The sequence below is a fragment of the Parolsenella sp. LCP21S3_E11 genome (assembly GCF_052118165.1).
Taxonomy (GTDB): domain Bacteria; phylum Actinomycetota; class Coriobacteriia; order Coriobacteriales; family Atopobiaceae; genus Parolsenella.
Map to the genome: position 1 here is coordinate 408,453 of NZ_JBQKHS010000001.1, position 15,410 is coordinate 423,862.

General features: G+C 66.3%; 7 protein-coding genes. All 7 read left to right on the forward strand.

Annotated features, from left to right (window positions below; translation table 11 throughout):
- Positions 1 to 334: 334 nt before the first annotated feature.
- The 7 genes from adhE (at position 335) to ACTQ1Z_RS01790 (ending at position 15,161) form a co-directional block, all read left to right on the forward strand.
- Positions 335 to 2,956 carry a bifunctional acetaldehyde-CoA/alcohol dehydrogenase gene (adhE, locus tag ACTQ1Z_RS01760; RefSeq protein WP_441858286.1) on the forward strand — a complete coding sequence of 874 codons (2,622 nt, stop codon included), beginning with the start codon at positions 335 to 337 and terminating at the stop codon, positions 2,954 to 2,956.
- Positions 2,957 to 3,074: 118 nt separating this feature from the next.
- Positions 3,075 to 3,836 (forward strand): phosphotransferase family protein, encoded by a 762-nt coding sequence (locus tag ACTQ1Z_RS01765; protein ID WP_441858288.1) that lies wholly within the window; start codon positions 3,075 to 3,077, stop codon positions 3,834 to 3,836.
- A gap of 346 nt (positions 3,837 to 4,182) precedes the next feature.
- On the forward strand, positions 4,183 to 5,046 hold the full coding sequence (locus ACTQ1Z_RS01770) for an NAD(+)/NADH kinase (protein ID WP_320680632.1): 864 nt from the start codon (positions 4,183 to 4,185) through the stop codon (positions 5,044 to 5,046).
- A 33-nt stretch (positions 5,047 to 5,079) separates the two neighbouring features.
- Positions 5,080 to 6,714 (forward strand): DNA repair protein RecN, encoded by a 1,635-nt coding sequence (locus tag ACTQ1Z_RS01775; RefSeq protein WP_441858290.1) that lies wholly within the window; start codon positions 5,080 to 5,082, stop codon positions 6,712 to 6,714.
- Positions 6,715 to 6,933: 219 nt separating this feature from the next.
- A complete protein-coding gene (locus tag ACTQ1Z_RS01780; RefSeq protein WP_441858292.1) occupies positions 6,934 to 10,125 on the forward strand; it encodes a PD-(D/E)XK nuclease family protein in 3,192 nt (1,063 codons plus the stop codon).
- A complete protein-coding gene (locus ACTQ1Z_RS01785; RefSeq protein ID WP_441858294.1) occupies positions 10,125 to 13,760 on the forward strand; it encodes a UvrD-helicase domain-containing protein in 3,636 nt (1,211 codons plus the stop codon). The genes ACTQ1Z_RS01780 and ACTQ1Z_RS01785 overlap by 1 nt, the downstream gene beginning before the upstream one ends.
- A gap of 15 nt (positions 13,761 to 13,775) precedes the next feature.
- Positions 13,776 to 15,161, forward strand: coding sequence for a DNA recombination protein RmuC (locus ACTQ1Z_RS01790; protein ID WP_441858296.1), 1,386 nt, complete (start codon positions 13,776 to 13,778; stop codon positions 15,159 to 15,161).
- Positions 15,162 to 15,410 lie beyond the last annotated feature (249 nt).

The window sequence follows — 15,410 nt, forward strand, 5'->3', positions numbered from 1 at the left end:
CCATGCTGGGGAGTAGCTGCGGGTTTGCGTTAGCGTATGCAAAACAATATCGAAAATATGCGCGAAATTAGCATGTTGACCATATAAACGTATGCAACTGCGTTTGGGTAATCGTTGCGTAAATGACCAGTGAAGTCTGTGCAAGCGCAGGTAAACGCACTACCGCTCATCCCTTTGTGTAATTTGCGCCATTAAATTCCGGTATCATGTTCATGGTGTCTGAGGCTCAGGTTTTATGCATGGGGCTAGAAGCCATGCGAAGTCCGAGCGCGTAGGCACGGAGCCAGTTGGTCAAAGGGCAGTATTTGCCCACGAATTGATCTGGAGGTACCACATGGCAAAGGCGGAGAAGGTCATCGACAGCCTCGATGCCCTCAACTCGCGACTGGCCAGCATGCGCAAGGCGCAGGCCGAGTTCGCTACGTTCTCCCAGGAGCAGGTTGACAAGATCTTCCACGCAGCGGCCATCGCTGCCAACAAGGCCCGCATCCCGCTCGCCAAGATGGCGGTCGAGGAGACCGGCATGGGCATCGTGGAGGACAAGGTCATCAAGAACCACTACGCGGCCGAGTACATCTACAACAAGTACAAGAACATGAAGACCTGCGGCGTCATCGAGGAGGACGCGGCGTTTGGCTATAAGCGCATCGCCGAGCCCATCGGCATCGTCGCCGCCGTCATCCCCACCACCAACCCGACGTCCACGGCCATCTTCAAGACGCTCATCAGCCTGAAGACCCGCAATGCCATCCTCATCTCGCCGCACCCGCGCGCCAAGGCCTGCACCATCGAGGCCGCCCGCATCGTGCGTGACGCTGCCGTCGCCGCTGGCGCCCCCGAGGGCATCATCGACTGGATCGCCCAGCCGTCCCTCGAGCTCACTAACGAGCTCATGCGCTCCGCCGACATCATCCTGGCCACCGGTGGCCCGGGCATGGTCCAGGCCGCGTACTCCTCCGGCAAGCCCGCCCTCGGCGTCGGCCCCGGCAACACGCCCGTGATCATCGACTCCACGGCAGACGTCAAGCTCGCGGTGAACTCGATCATCCACTCCAAGACCTTCGACAACGGCATGATCTGCGCGTCCGAGCAGTCCGTGACCGTCCTCGCCGACATCTACGACGAGGTCAAGGCCGAGTTCAAGGCCCGCGGCTGCTACTTCCTCAAGGGTGCCGAGCTCGACAAGGTCCGCAAGACCGTCATCGTCAACGGCTCCGTCAACGCCAAGATCGTCGGCCAGAGCGCCTACACCATCGCCAAGCTCGCCGGCGTCGAGGTGCCCGAGAAGACCAAGATCCTCATCGGCGAGGTCACCAGCGTCGACCCGTCCGAGGAGATGGCCCACGAGAAGCTGTCCCCGGTCCTCGGCATGTACAAGGCAAAGACCTTCGACGAGGCTATCGCCAAGGCTGAGCGCCTCGTCGCCGACGGTGGCTACGGCCACACCTCCTCGCTCTACATCGCCGTGACCGAGAAGGAGAAGATGGCCAAGCACGCCGAGGCCATGAAGACCTGCCGCATTCTCGTCAACACCCCGTCCTCCCAAGGTGGCATCGGCGACCTCTACAACTTCAAGATGGCGCCGTCCCTCACGCTGGGCTGCGGCTCCTGGGGCGGCAACTCCGTCTCCGAGAACGTTGGTCCCAAGCACCTGCTCAATGTCAAGACGGTCGCTGAGAGGCGGGAGAACATGCTCTGGTTCCGCGCACCCGAGAAGGTCTACTTCAAGAGGGGCTGCATGCCGGTCGCCCTCGACGAGCTCGGCACGATCATGGGCAAGAAGCGCGCCTTCATCGTGACTGACCAGTTCCTTTACAAGAACGGCTACATCAAGCCGATCGAGCAGAAGCTCGACGAGCTCGGCATCGAGCACGCCTGCTTCTGGGACGTCGCCCCGGACCCGACGCTGCAGTGCGCTCGCGAGGGTGCCAAGATCCTCAACTCCTTCCAGCCTGACGTGATCATCGCCTTCGGCGGCGGCTCCGCGATGGACGCCGGCAAGATCATGTGGGTTCTCTACGAGCACCCCGAGGCCAACTTCGAGGACATGGCCATGGACTTCATGGACATCCGCAAGAGGGTCTACACCTTCCCGGAGATGGGCTCCAAGGCCTACTTCGTGGCCATCCCCACCTCCTCCGGCACCGGCTCCGAGTGCACGCCGTTCTCCGTCATCACCGACGCCGAGACCGGCATCAAGTGGCCGCTCGCTGACTACGCGCTGCTCCCGAACATGGCCATCGTCGACGCCAACAACATGGACTCCCAGCCCAAGGGCCTCACCTCGGCCTCTGGCGTGGATGTCCTCACGCACGCCCTCGAGGCCTATGTCTCCGTCATGGCGAGCGACTGGACCGACCCGTACGCCCTGCAGGCCATGAAGCTCGTCTTCGAGTACCTGCCGCGCGCCTACGACAAGGGTGCCGCCGATCCCGAGGCCCGCGAGCGCATGGCCAACGCCTCCTGCCTCGCCGGCATGGCCTTCGCCAACGCCTTCCTCGGCCTCAACCACTCCATGGCCCACAAGCTCGGTGCCTACCACCACATCCCGCACGGCCTGGCCAACGCCGTCATCCTCACGCGCGTCATGCGCTACAACGCGGCCGATGTCCCGACCAAGATGGGCACCTTCCCGCAGTACGCCTATCCGCACGCGAAGGCCCGCTACGCCGAGGCCGCCCGCTACTGCGGCGTGACCGGCAAGAACGACGACGAGGTCTTCGAGAACTTCATCGCCAAGATCGAGGAGCTCAAGGAGAGGGTCGGCGTCAAGCAGACCATCGCCGAGTACGGCGTGGACGAGAAGGACTTCCTTGCCACGCTCGATGAGATGACCGAGAACGCGTTCAACGACCAGTGCACGCCGGCCAACCCGCGTTACCCGCTCATGAGCGAGATCAAGGAGCTCTACCTCGACGCCTACTACGGCCGCGAGCCGAAGAGCTACGAGGAGTAAATCGTGAACTACGTGGCGGCTTCCTGCCAGGGACTGGCAGGTGCCGTCACGAGTCCAAGGCTGCCGGACGTGCGGGGGCGCGTCCGGCACATCGGGAGGAACCCTAAGGAGGCTTCTCATGGAGCTACCGGAGAACAAGGTCGAGCTCGCTCGACGCGGCAACAAGGTCGTCTATGACACCGGCGATCGTATCGTCAAGGTGTTCAACAACTCCAAGCCCGAGAGCGACGTCTTCAACGAGGCGCTCAACCTCGCCCGCATCGAGGAGTCCGGCATTCGCGTTCCCGCGATTGTCGAGGTCTCTCGCTGCGAGGAAGGCTGGGCCCTCGCCACGGAGAAGATCGCTGGCACCACGCTCGCCGAGCGCATGAAGGCTGACAAGAAGAACGTCGAGGCCTACCTCGAGCAGTTCGTCCGCCTCCAGCTCGAGATCAACGGTCACACCGCACCGCTGCTCAACCGTCAGCGCGACAAGTATGCCCGCATGATCAACGGCCTGACCGAGATCGACGCCACGACCCGCTACGAGCTGCTCATGCGTCTCGACGGCATGAAGGTCGAGAACAGGGTCTGCCACGGCGACTTCAACCCGTCGAACGTCATCGTCGGTGACGACGGCCTGCTCTACGTCTGCGACTGGGCTCACGCGACCCAGGGTTCGCCCGCGGCTGACGCTGCCATGACGTACCTGCTGTTCGCGCTCGAGGACCTTGACCTCGCGGACAAGTACCTCATCCTGTTCTGCAAGATGGCTGACATGCCGATCCAGGTCGTACGTCGCTGGACGAGCATCGTCGCCGCCAGCGAGCTGGCTCGCCACCGTGACGCCAAGGAGGAAGAGTTCCTCCGCAGCTGGATCGACGTGGCTGATTACCAGTAGGGTTGGTTGACTGAACGCTAGCCCGGGGCCTGGGGTTCCACGCAAACGTCCTCGCTCGCATGACTATGCGGGCTTGTAGCCGGTAGCGGCTGCGGAATGTTTGCTTAGGAACCCCAGGCCCCTTTCGTGTTTTGAAACCTTTCTGGTGGCAAGTGCCACGGCGCCAGGGAGCTACGGGCTGCTGTGGCGGGCTGTGGGATGTTTGCTTAGGAACCCCGGGCCCCTTTCGTGTTTTGGGACCTTACCGGTGGTAATCGCCACGGCGCCAGGGAGCTACGGGCTGCTGTAGTGGGGACTGGTGGGGTGGTACACTTGTTCTATCTGACGGCTTTGAGGGGAGTGGCGTGTGAAGGTCCTTCTCGTTCCCAATTACTCGCGGGCGGATGCCATCCAGGCGGCGGCTACGCTCGAAGTTTGGCTTTCCCACGAGGGCGTCGAGGTGGTCTGGGCGCACGACAAGAAACGCGAGCCTAACCGCACCTGTGACCCTTCTGGTGCCGTGCTCGTGGTTTCCCTCGGCGGTGACGGCACGCTCCTGCGCGCCGCGAGCATCGTGGGTTATCGCGAGATTCCCATCCTCGGCCTCTCCTTTGGTCACCTCGGCTTTCTTACCGGTGCTGGCTCGGAGAACATCGTTGAGTCCGTCTCGCGCGCGCTCGCGGGCGAGATGCACCAGAGCAGGCGCGCCACGCTCGACGTGGGCGTCACGTTCGACTGCGGTGGCGGCCTCCTTCGCGACACGCATCATTTCGCCTTGAACGAACTCGCCCTCACGCGCGGCGCACTGGGCGACATGATCGAGTTCGACGTCGACGTCTCCGGCAACCACATCGACCGCCTTCGCGGCGACGGCTTCGTGGTCTCCACGGCGACGGGTTCCACCGGCTATGCCCTCTCCAGCGGCGGTCCCATCGTGACGCCCGAGTTCAACGGCATGGTCTGCGTGCCCATCGCGCCGCACACCATCCTCGCGCGCGCGTTTCTCACCTCTTCCTCGGACGTGGTCGAGGTCTCCCTCTCGGACGATCGCCCGGCGGAGAGCAGCGTGTTCGTCGATGGTCAGCTCGTGACCTGCCCGGAGGGTGGCTCGGCCGCGAAGTGCACGGTCAGGCGCGGCCCGGGCGACGTCATCCTGCTCGACTCAGACGCGGGTGGGTTCTATGACTCGGTGTCGCGCGTATTCTATGGCCAGATGAGGAAGAAGCAGTAACGACGGCGCAGGCGCCAGGGGAGGTCCCATTCAATGATTGACGAGCTCCACGTCGAGAGCGTGGCACTCATCCGCGACGCGACGCTCGTGCCCGCCACGGGCCTCACCGTGCTCACGGGCGAGACGGGTGCGGGCAAGACCGCACTGCTCAGCGCCTGCAAGCTGCTTGTGGGCGAGCGCGCGGATGCTGGTGCCGTTCGCGAGGGTGATGACCACCTGCTCGTCGAGGGGCGCGTCTACCTCGGTCCCGATGACGTCGACGGTCACATCGTGAGGCGTCGCGTTGAGTCCGCGGGCCGCGGGCGCGTTGAGATCGACGGGCGCATGGCCAGCGTGTCTGAGCTCGCGGAGAAGGTGGGCTCCACGGTCGATCTCTGCGGCCAGCACGAGCACCAGCGTCTGCTTTCCACCTCCACGCACGCCCAGATGCTCGACGCGTGGGCGGGGGAGGGCGTCACCGCGGCGCTCGCCGCCTACCGCGAGGCCTTCGCTTCCGCACGAGACGCTCGCGCGGAGTACGAGCGCGTCGACGAGCTCTCTCGCTCCGGCGCGGAGAGGCTCGAGCAGGCCGCCTTCGAGCTCAGGCGCATTGACGAGGTCGACCCGCAGGAGGGTGAGCTCGAGGAGCTCGAGGAGGCGCTGCCTCGAGCGGAGCACGCCGAGGCCCTTTTCCGCGCAAGCGAGGGGGCGCGCGAGGCGATCGCGGGCGACGCGGGGGCCATGGACGCGCTTTCCTCCGCGGTCTCGACCCTGCGGGACGCCGCTCGCTTCGACAACGCGCTTTCCGCGCTCGCGGACTCCCTCGAGAGCTCGCTCATTGACATCGATGACCTCGCTTCAAGGCTTCGTGACTACCGCGACTCCGTCGACCTTGACCCGGAGGAGCTCGTTCGCATGCAGGAGCGCATGGGCGCGCTCCAGGGCCTCATGCGCTCGTACGGACCCAGCATGGCGGATGTGTTCGTCAGGCGTGAGGCGGCGCGCGAGGTCGTCGAGGCCGCCGGTGATTCCGGCGAGCGCGTGCGTCTGGCGCGCCGTGCGATGGAGGAGGCGGAGGCCGCGCTTGCCAAGGCGGCAGACGCCCTCGATGACGCTCGCTCCGATGCGGCGCCGCGCTTTGCCGCCGCCGTGACGGGGCAGATGGGGCGTCTCGAGATGGGTGGCGCGGAGCTCGAGGTTAGGTGCGAGCGCATGCCGCGCGCGCAGTGGACGCCGGCGGGTCCCAGCAAGATTGAGCTCATGTATCGTCCCGGCGCGGGGCTCACGCCGCGGCCGCTCAGGAAGATCGCGAGCGGCGGCGAGGTGAGCCGCGTGATGCTTGCCTGCAAGGTCGTCCTTGGCCAGGCGGATGGCGTCGACACCCTCGTCTTCGACGAGGTCGACGCCGGCGTGGGCGGTTCGACCGCCCGTTCGCTCGCCGCCGTGCTCGCGGACCTCGCGAAGACCCATCAGGTCATCGTCGTGACGCACCTGGCACAGGTCGCCGTGATGGGCGAGTGCCACTACCTCGTCTCCAAGGGCACCGGCGTCGATGGCAAGCCCGAGACAAGCCTTCGCCAGATTGACGGTGACGAGCGCGTGGCAGAGATCGCCCGCATGCTCTCCGGCGACGCGAGCGAGATTTCGCTCGAGCACGCCCGCGAGCTGCTTGCGGAGGCGCGCGGCTAGGTACGCCCTTGTGCTGGCGGAGGCGCGCGGCTAGGCACGCCCTTGTGCTGGCGGATGCCGGTCGGGGCGCCCCGGCGTTCGGCGTGCCTGCGAGCCCGCGTGCCGTCGGTTGGGCGCGAGAGCGATTGCCTCGCGAGATACCAGGGCTTTTATCCGGTTTTATAAATGTCCGCTTTACGCGGTAGGATTGTCGGGAAAGACCTCGACAAGCGGAGGAACATGGCTCTTCGACTTATCACAACGTCAGATGAGAGGCTCGTCGGTGCCTCGGCCGTCAGTGCGCTCGATGCGGGGCGTGCGGCGTCGGGAAGGGCGCTCGTGCTCGTGCCGAGCCTCACGTGTGGGCTTGAGGTCCAGCGTGAGCTTGCTGCCGCTGGTCTCACGGCCGGTGTCGACTGCGAGACGCCCTCCACGTGGACGGATCTCCGCTGGGCACTCTACGGAGACGGGCGCTCGCTCGTGACGCGCGGGCTTCGTCCCGTTCTCATGAACCTCGTCGCCGCGGGTCACGAGATGGCCCCGCTCGACGGGGGCGAGGGTACGGTCGCCTTGCTCTGCGACGTCGCCGCTCGCGCCCTTCCCTGGCTTCCCACCGCGGGGGAGCGAGCTTCGCTCACCGCGGGCGAGGCACGTGCCCTCGAGCTCACGGATGCCTATGCGCGGGCCCTCGCCGAGAAGGGCTTCGTGGAGCCCTGCGAGGCGACCTCGCTTCTGCCCGCCATGATGGGGGAGCAGGGCGCGCCCGTGCCTCCCTGCGTATTCCTGGGCTTTGACGAGTTCAACCGGGTGACGAGGGAGCTCATCTGCGCGCTTGCTCGCCTGGGCGAGGTCACCGTCTTCGTTCGCGTCCTCGAGGGCGAGGCGTCTGGCAGGGCCCTCGCCTCCGCAGGTGAGCTTCGCGAGGCCGCTGTCGCCGCTGGGATCGAGGTCATCGACGAGGAAGTGACTGCCGCGGAGCCCATCTCTCGTGAGCCCGAGCTCAACTCGCTTCTCGGCGCGCTGTTCCGTCCGGGCTCTGAGGCGCTTGGGCCCACGGGCGCGGTCAGGCTGCTCGAGCCCGCGGGTCCGCTCGCTCAGGACGAAGCGGCATGCCAGCACATCCAGGGGCTTATCTCCGGGGGCGCCACGCGCGTGGTCGTCGTCTCTCCGGACGTTCGCGCCACTTGGCGCTCGCTTGCGCCCAAGCTTCACGCCCGCGGCGTTTCCGTCCGCGGCAGCCTGCGTCTTTCCGTCGAGGAGACGGGCGCCGGCGCGGGTCTCCTCCGCCTTGCGGATTCGGTGGCGCGCCTGGTCGAGCTCGATGCCTCGTGGCCTTCGAAGGAGGAGCTCACGAGTCCGGAGTGCCTGCCGGACATGAGCTGGTGGCCGCCACGTGGCCTCACGGACTTCCTAATGGGCGCCTCGTCCCACGCTGGTGCGGAGGTTGCCTGGCGCCGTGACGTCTCTTGGCGCGGCAATCGCATCCTGTCACCCTCCGCTGTCCTCTGGACGCTCCAGAACCAGTCCCTTACCTCGCCTGCGGTCGCCGCCGCCACGCGTGACCTCATACAGGGTCACGTTGGCGCCGCCGCGACGAGGCTGCTTCTCGCCGCGGCCCAACCCGCCCAGGGCGAGGACGGCGTCCCGCTGGAGCAGCCGGCAGAGCCTTCTGCGGAGGAGTCCCTTGCCCGCGCGGCGGATGCCGCGGCCCTGGCGGCGCTGGCGGAGGCCGGCCGCACGCTCAAGGCGGCGGGCGTCTCGCTTGACGCGGGCTACAGCCTGGCTGAGCTCATTCGCCTCGTCCACGCGGCGCTGATGGGCTCCTCGGTTCGAGTCAGGCCCGAGCTTGCGTGCGATGACGCAACGTGCGTGGTAGACGTCTTGTCTCCCGCGGATGCCGCGGCGCTTGCCCCTGCGTCTGCGGACGCGTTGGTCTACCTCGGCCTCGATGCGGGGACGACTCCCGTTCCCGCCCCGGGTGGCGCCTTCGAGCGCCTTCTCGACGCTGCCGGCGTCGAGGTGCCCCAAGATCCGCTCGATACCTCGCGCGCTCGTTTCGCGAGTGTCTTGCGCGTTCCCACGCGCTCGCTCGCGCTCGTGTGCCCCTCGCATGACGCGTCCGCGACGGAGACCTTCCCCTCGGTGATGCTGTCCGAGGTCTTGGCCTGTTACTCGGAGGCGAACGCCTCCGGCGAGATGCGCTGCACGCTCGAGTCCGCGCCGTTGAGCCGTCTCGACGAGGGTTCCGTCGAGGAGAACATTGGCGCCGAGCCCGTTGCTCCGGCAGTCCATGAGGTGGCCCCTCGCGCCGAGGCGGGACATCTCGATCCCGTACTGCGCCGCCTCGTCGTGGTGCCTCGCGATGGTCAGGCGGAGCTTCCGGGTGGCCGCCTGTCGCTTTCCGCCTCCCAGGTCGAGACCTACCTCGAGTGTCCGTTCAAGTGGTTCACGCTGCGCCGCCTCGGTCTCGATGACATGGATGCCACCTTCACCAACATGCAGATGGGCACCTTCGCACACCGCGTGCTCGAGGTGACCCACAGGCGCCTTTTCCTGGAGGCTGCCCAGGCTGTGGGCCTTCTGGAGAGCGAGCTTGGCGAGGAGCCGGAGAACGGCGCCTCGTTCTGGTTTGATCCCCTCGTCCGCGTTCCTGGCTCGCGCGTGGACCGACAGACGCTCCCACATGCCATCGAGCTCCTTCGTGCGGAGTTCGCGGAGCACTATGCCCACCAGCGTGCGGAGGGCAAGACGAGGGCGAAGCAGGCGCTCGTTCCCCATGCGCCGAGCGAGCTCCGTCGTCTCGAGGAGCTCGAGCGCGACCTCATCTCTACGCTTGAGTACGAGGCGTCCCTCTTTGACGGCTTTGAGCCGCGACTCTTCGAGGGGGATTTCGGCGGCAAGAGCGGCCGTCCCGCGACGTATGCCGGCGCGGACTTCGTGGGCACCATCGACCGCCTCGACGTCGATGCCGAGGGCCGTGCCGTCGTCATCGACTACAAGCACAAGGGCGCGCTCTTTGACGAGTATGCCCTTCTGCCAAGGGGTGACCAGGACTGGGACGCCGGCTTCGTGCTTCCCAATCGCGTCCAGACCCTCATTTACGCGAGCATCGCGAGGGAGTTCTTCTCGGGCGAGGGCATACGGGTCGTGGGCTCTCTCTACCTCGGCACAAAGGGCGGCCACCAGGTGACCGGTGCCATCTCCGCCACCGATTCCACTCGTTGCCTGGGTGGGGTCCTCACGGAGAAACAACTCGAGCGAATCAGCCTCCCCGTCCCGGGCGCTCGCAACTTCGACGAGCTCCTCGACCGCACGGAGGAGGCGCTCGCTGCTGTCATCGAGCGCATGAGTGCCGGCGAGATCGACGCTCGTCCCAGAAGCCCCAAGGCATGCGAGTGGTGCCCCGTCCTGTCCTGTGAGAGGAGGCAGTAATGAGCGACCAGAACTTTGCGACCCCCGAGGACGCAGCCCGCGCCGCCGCGCTGCTCGACGGCCTCATGCCGGGCCAGCGCGAGATCGTCGAGACGCTCGATCGTCCCGTGTTCGTCGCGGCGGGCGCCGGCTCCGGCAAGACCTTCACGCTGACACGCCGCATCGTCTGGGCGCTCTGCCCCGGCTCCGGCGAGGACGGCCGCTCCTACCTCGACAGCCTCGACCAGGCGCTCATCATCACCTTCACCGAGAAGGCCGCCGGCGAGATCAAGGACCGCATACGTGGCGCCCTCCGTGCGGCGGGCCTTGCGGACGAGGCCCTTCGAGTCGACTCGGCGTGGGTGAGCACCATCCACCACATGTGCTCGCGCATCCTTCGTGACCACGCTCTCGACCTTGGCCTCGACCCGAGCTTCGCCATGGTGGGGGAGCAGGAGGCGCGTCTCATGCGCGAGGAGGCCAGCGAGCAGGCCCTTCGCGAGCTCGAGGGAGACCCGGGCGTCGCCGCCCTCTTCGCCGAATACGGCAGTACGGAGCGAGACGGCGTCATGGCGCTCGTCCGCATGATTGAGAACGAGGCCTCGAGCGCGCTCGAGGGCCTTGACTCGCTTGGGTTCGCGCCCGCCCTCCCGGACGTCTCGGGAGTCATGCGCTCCCTAACGGATTGCTACGAGGCCATGTGCGCATGCGAGACGAAGCACACAGACGAGCTCTCCCGGCTGCGGGACGAGCTCTCCTCCCTCCAGGGGTTCTGGGAGCTTCCTCCCTCGAGGCGTGACGCCACTGCCGCCCGAGACATCCTCGAAGGCATCAAAGGCCCTGACGGCAGGAAGTGGAGCGCCAAGGCCGTAAAACAGTTCTGGGTCGATACGAAGGCAGCTCTGGGTTGCGCCCGTGGCGAGGTTGCGCTCGCGAGCGTGCAGCACCTCTCAGAGCCCCTCATGCGCCTCGCCCGCCTTGCTACGAAGTACTACGCGGACGCAAAGCGCGCCTGCGGCGTGCTCGACAACGATGACCTCCTCCACCTGCTCGCGCGCGCCTTCCGCCAGCATCCGGATATCGCCGCGGAGTACTCGGAGCGCTTCCGCCTCGTCATGGTCGATGAGTTCCAGGACACGAACGCCCAACAGGTCTCGATGGTCAAGCGCTTGTCGGGCGAGGACGCCTGCCACCTCACGACGGTGGGAGACGCGCAGCAGTCGATCTATGGCTTCCGCGGCGCGGACGTGAGCGTTTTCGAGGACCGCTCCGCCGAGGTGGCGAAGACCGTGCGTCTCGACACGAACTTCAGGAGCGACGACGCGATTCTGCGCTTCGTCGCCCGCGCCTGCGGCGACACGGGCATCGTGCCGTCATTCATGGACCTGCATCCCAAACCGGCGCGCAAGAGCAGCTTCCCTGAGGACGCGTGCCCTCGCGTCGTGGTCGAGCTGACGCGCGCCCATCGCCTTGGTGCCGTGCCCGTGAAACGCGAGGCGAGGACGAGGATCGCCGCCGTCCAGCTGGCGGATCGTCTCGCCCGCATCCGCGAGCAGGGCGTGGCGCCGAGGCGCATGGCCGTGCTGATGCGCACCCTCACGGGCGCGGACGCCTACATCGACGCTCTGCGCGAGCGCGGCCTCGAGAGCGTCGTGACGGGCGGCTCGACCTTCTCGAGCGCGCCTGAGGTACGCGTCGTCGAGGCGTTTCTCCGCCTCCTCGCGAATCCCCAGGACACCAAGAGCGGCCTGTACCCGGTGCTTGACAGCGACATGTTCGAGCTCGACGCGAACGACATGCTGCGCCTGGCCACGAAGCCCCAGGAGGTGATCGACGCTCCCGCAAAGCGTCGTATCTACCCGGGAATTCGCGAGGACGCGGCTGATTTCGGCGACGAGCCCGTGAGCGCGCGCCTCGCACATGCCCGTCGCGTGATCGGCCGTGCCCTGTCACGGGTGGGCAAGATCCCCGTCGCGGACGTCTGTTTGATGGCCGTTCGAGAGTCCGGTTGGCTGGCGAGGCTCGAGGGCGAGGGCGTGACGGGACGCGCCGTCGCGGCAAACGTACTCGCTGCGGTGCGCCATGTCCGCGAGCTCTCAGAGCCGGCGGCCCTCGATGCCCCGCTTGCCGCAGACGAGTTCTCCCGTTGGCTCGAGGCCGCCAAGGAGGGTCCGGCGTCGCTTTCCGGCGAGGGCCTCGACGCGGTGAGCATCATGACGGCGCACGCCTCGAAGGGCCTCGAGTTCGACGTCGTCGCGGTGGTGGGTTGCTGTGGCTCCGACAGGCCGCACAAGACGCCGCGCCTGCTTTCGAAGCGCGACGGCGAGCGCATGGTCCTCTCCCTTGCGCCGGCGTCGCTCAAGCTTCCCGATCTGGGCGAGGACGCGCCCGCCTGCGCGGAGGAGTGCGTGACGCCGCTCGAGTGGCGCTATCTCATGGAGGAGGAAGGCAAGCTCGCGGACGAGCGCGAGGCGGGCAGGCTCCTCTACGTCGCCCTCACGCGTGCCAAGGAGTGCGTCATCCTCTCGCTTGACGTGACCGAGGCCAAGGATGGCAGGTTGGTGCCCGTGATGGCGGGGACGGTTGCGAACTCGCTCTTCGCGGAGCGTCCGGGTGCGGGAGAGGGCCGCTTCGAGTACGGCGGCGCCCGACTGGGCCTCGTTCGCTGCGTTGACGTGAGGCCCACGCCGGAAGGCTCGGTCGAGGTCGACTCTGCCGAGACGCTCCCGCTCGAAGACGCTGCTGCGGCGGGCGAAGCCACGAGTTCTGGCGAGCTCGCGCCCAGCGCTTCCGGCACTGGCAGTCGTGCGCCCAGTGTTCCTGGCGCCGGAGACCGTGCGCCGTTCAAGATCTTCGATATCGACGCGGAGACCCGCGCGCGGCTCGGCTTCTGGCGCCCGCGCGAGGGCGTGTTCAGCTATTCGTCCGCTCACGCCGCCCTGGCGGCGGCCGCGGAGGAGGGCAGGCCGATCTCTCTCGACGAGGTGCTCGACCTTCCGGTCCCCGCAAAGCCCGACGCCTCGGAGCTCGCGCTCGCGAACCTCGTGCCTGGTAACTTGCCGGAGGTAGTTGACGGCCGAGCCGGCGCCCAGTGGCCCGTCGTCGTGGACGACGAGCTGCCCGAGGCTCCGGATGCCGACCGAGCGACGAACTTGGGCTCGGCCTTCCATGAGCTCGCACGCTACATGGTGGAGACCGGACATGCCCCGGATGCCCGCCGCCTGCATATCGTCGCCGCGAATTACCAGGTGACTGCCCGCGACGCGGCTCGCCTTGAGAAGGCGCTCGCGCGCTGGGAGGCGAGCGACATTCGTGCCGAGGCCCTTGGCTATTCGCTCGTTCGCGCGGAGGTACCGTTCTTCTGCGAGGTCGCGTCTCCGTTTGGCTCGAACCTCGAGGGCGCGATCGACCTACTCGCGACCGACGCCGCCCTGCCTTCGCCCGGCGCTGACGAGGCCCTTCTCGTGGACTACAAGACGGGCGACGTCGGGGCAACCTTCGGTGAGATCCGCCGTCGTCACGAGATGCAGGCGCGTTTCTATGCCAGGGTTCTGCGTGACCAAGGCTACAGGCACATTACCTGCGCCTTCGTTTGCGTTGAGCTTGGCGTGGCGGATGACCAGCCGGCTGTCATCTGCTATCGATTCGACCTCTAGGGATGGGGATTGTTCGTGAGCACCACTGAACTCGTCTGTATCGTCATCGCCGCGGCCTCCGTGGCAGTCGCGCTCGCCGTTTCCGTGACGGCCCTGCGCGCGATGCGCTCCGTTCTTAGCGAGGATCAGCTTGAGGATCAGCTTGACGCGCGCTTTGAAAAAGCCGAAGGCCTCATGAGAGCGCTCGCCGATCGCCAGGCCCAGGGTGCTTCGGAGACGAAAGCCACGCTCGAGAGCGTCGTGCGCGGGATCGAGGGGTCTGGCATGCGCGTCGACGCGCTTCGCCGTGACGTTAACAACCAACTGAGCGACACCTCTAACGCGCTCACCCGTCAGCTCGCTGACAATGCCCGCGTTGCGAACGAGCAGCTAACTGGCGTCACCAATGCGGTGACCCAGCAGCTGGCAGCCAATACCAAGACGATGAATGACCAGCTCTCGAACAACACGCACGTCATGAACGAACAGCTGGCCCAGATTCGCGGCGATAACCAGCGCCAGCTCGACGAGATTCGCGCCACCGTCGACGAGCGCCTCACGAGCACGCTCAACGACCGCCTCTCCGTCTCCTTCAAGCAGATCAACGAAAACCTCGAGGCCGTCTACAAGGGCCTGGGGGACATGCAGGGCCTTGCCGCCGGCGTGGGCGACCTCAAGAAGACCCTCTCCAACGTGAAGACGCGAGGCATTCTGGGCGAGGTCCAGCTCGGTGCCATCCTCTCGGAGATTCTCGTTCCCTCGCAGTATGCGGAGAACGTCGCCACCAAGCCCGGCAGCGCCGATCGCGTCGAGTTTGCCGTGAAGCTGCCGGTGGAGGAGGGCGAGCCCGTGTGGCTTCCCATCGACGCGAAGTTCCCGGGAGACCTCTATGACCAGCTCCGCGATGCGGTTGACGAAGGCTCGCGCGAAGAGGTCGCCACGGCGCGCAAGCGCCTTGAGGGGCGCATCTGCCAGGAGGCGTCGGACATCTCCCAGAAGTACATCTCCGTTCCCGAGACCACGAACTTCGCCGTGATGTTCCTGCCCTTCGAGGGCCTCTATGCCGAGGTCGTCAACATGCCGGGCCTCATCGAGCGACTCACTCGCGACTATCACGTGAACGTCGCTGGACCCTCGACGATGGCGGCGATCCTCTCGAGCCTGCAGATGACGTACCAGACCTTCAACCTGCAGCGACGTACCAACGAGGTCATGCATGTGCTCCAAGCCGTCAAGGCAGAGCTCCCTCGCTACCAGGCGGAGCTTCGCAAGGCGAAGGAACAGATCGACCGTGCCGGCAGGACGGTCGACGGCATCATCACCACGCGCACGAACGTCATGGAACGCAAGCTCAAGACCGTCTCGGACAGCCTTGACGACGAGCTTCCCGAGCTCGAGGGCGAGCTTCCGGAAGACGTGTAGCGGATGGCGGCGACGAGCTTCCCGAGCCCGAGATAAGTTGACAAAGGGACAGTCCCTTTGTCAACTCCCACCAACCTGCAAAAGGGACAGTCCCTTTTTCAGGTCGCCTTTTGCGGGCTGTGCAGGTCCGTGTTACAAGATTGCTTCGCTCGTGTTGCGCCCGTGTTGGCGTAACGGACGTGACATATCCGGCTCCTAGAGTAGCGAGAGCTTGCTTGCGCCCCGTTCGCCAGCGGGGTCGCGACGGCG

Bases quoted from the DNA above. Each gene is read 5' to 3' on its own strand.
- ACTQ1Z_RS01775 (WP_441858290.1), top strand. From the start codon at position 5,080: ATGATTGACGAGCTCCACGTCGAGAGCGTGGCACTCATCCGCGACGCG.
- ACTQ1Z_RS01785 (WP_441858294.1), top strand. From the start codon at position 10,125: ATGAGCGACCAGAACTTTGCGACCCCCGAGGACGCAGCCCGCGCCGCC.
- adhE (WP_441858286.1), top strand. From the start codon at position 335: ATGGCAAAGGCGGAGAAGGTCATCGACAGCCTCGATGCCCTCAACTCG.
- ACTQ1Z_RS01765 (WP_441858288.1), top strand. From the start codon at position 3,075: ATGGAGCTACCGGAGAACAAGGTCGAGCTCGCTCGACGCGGCAACAAG.
- ACTQ1Z_RS01780 (WP_441858292.1), top strand. From the start codon at position 6,934: ATGGCTCTTCGACTTATCACAACGTCAGATGAGAGGCTCGTCGGTGCC.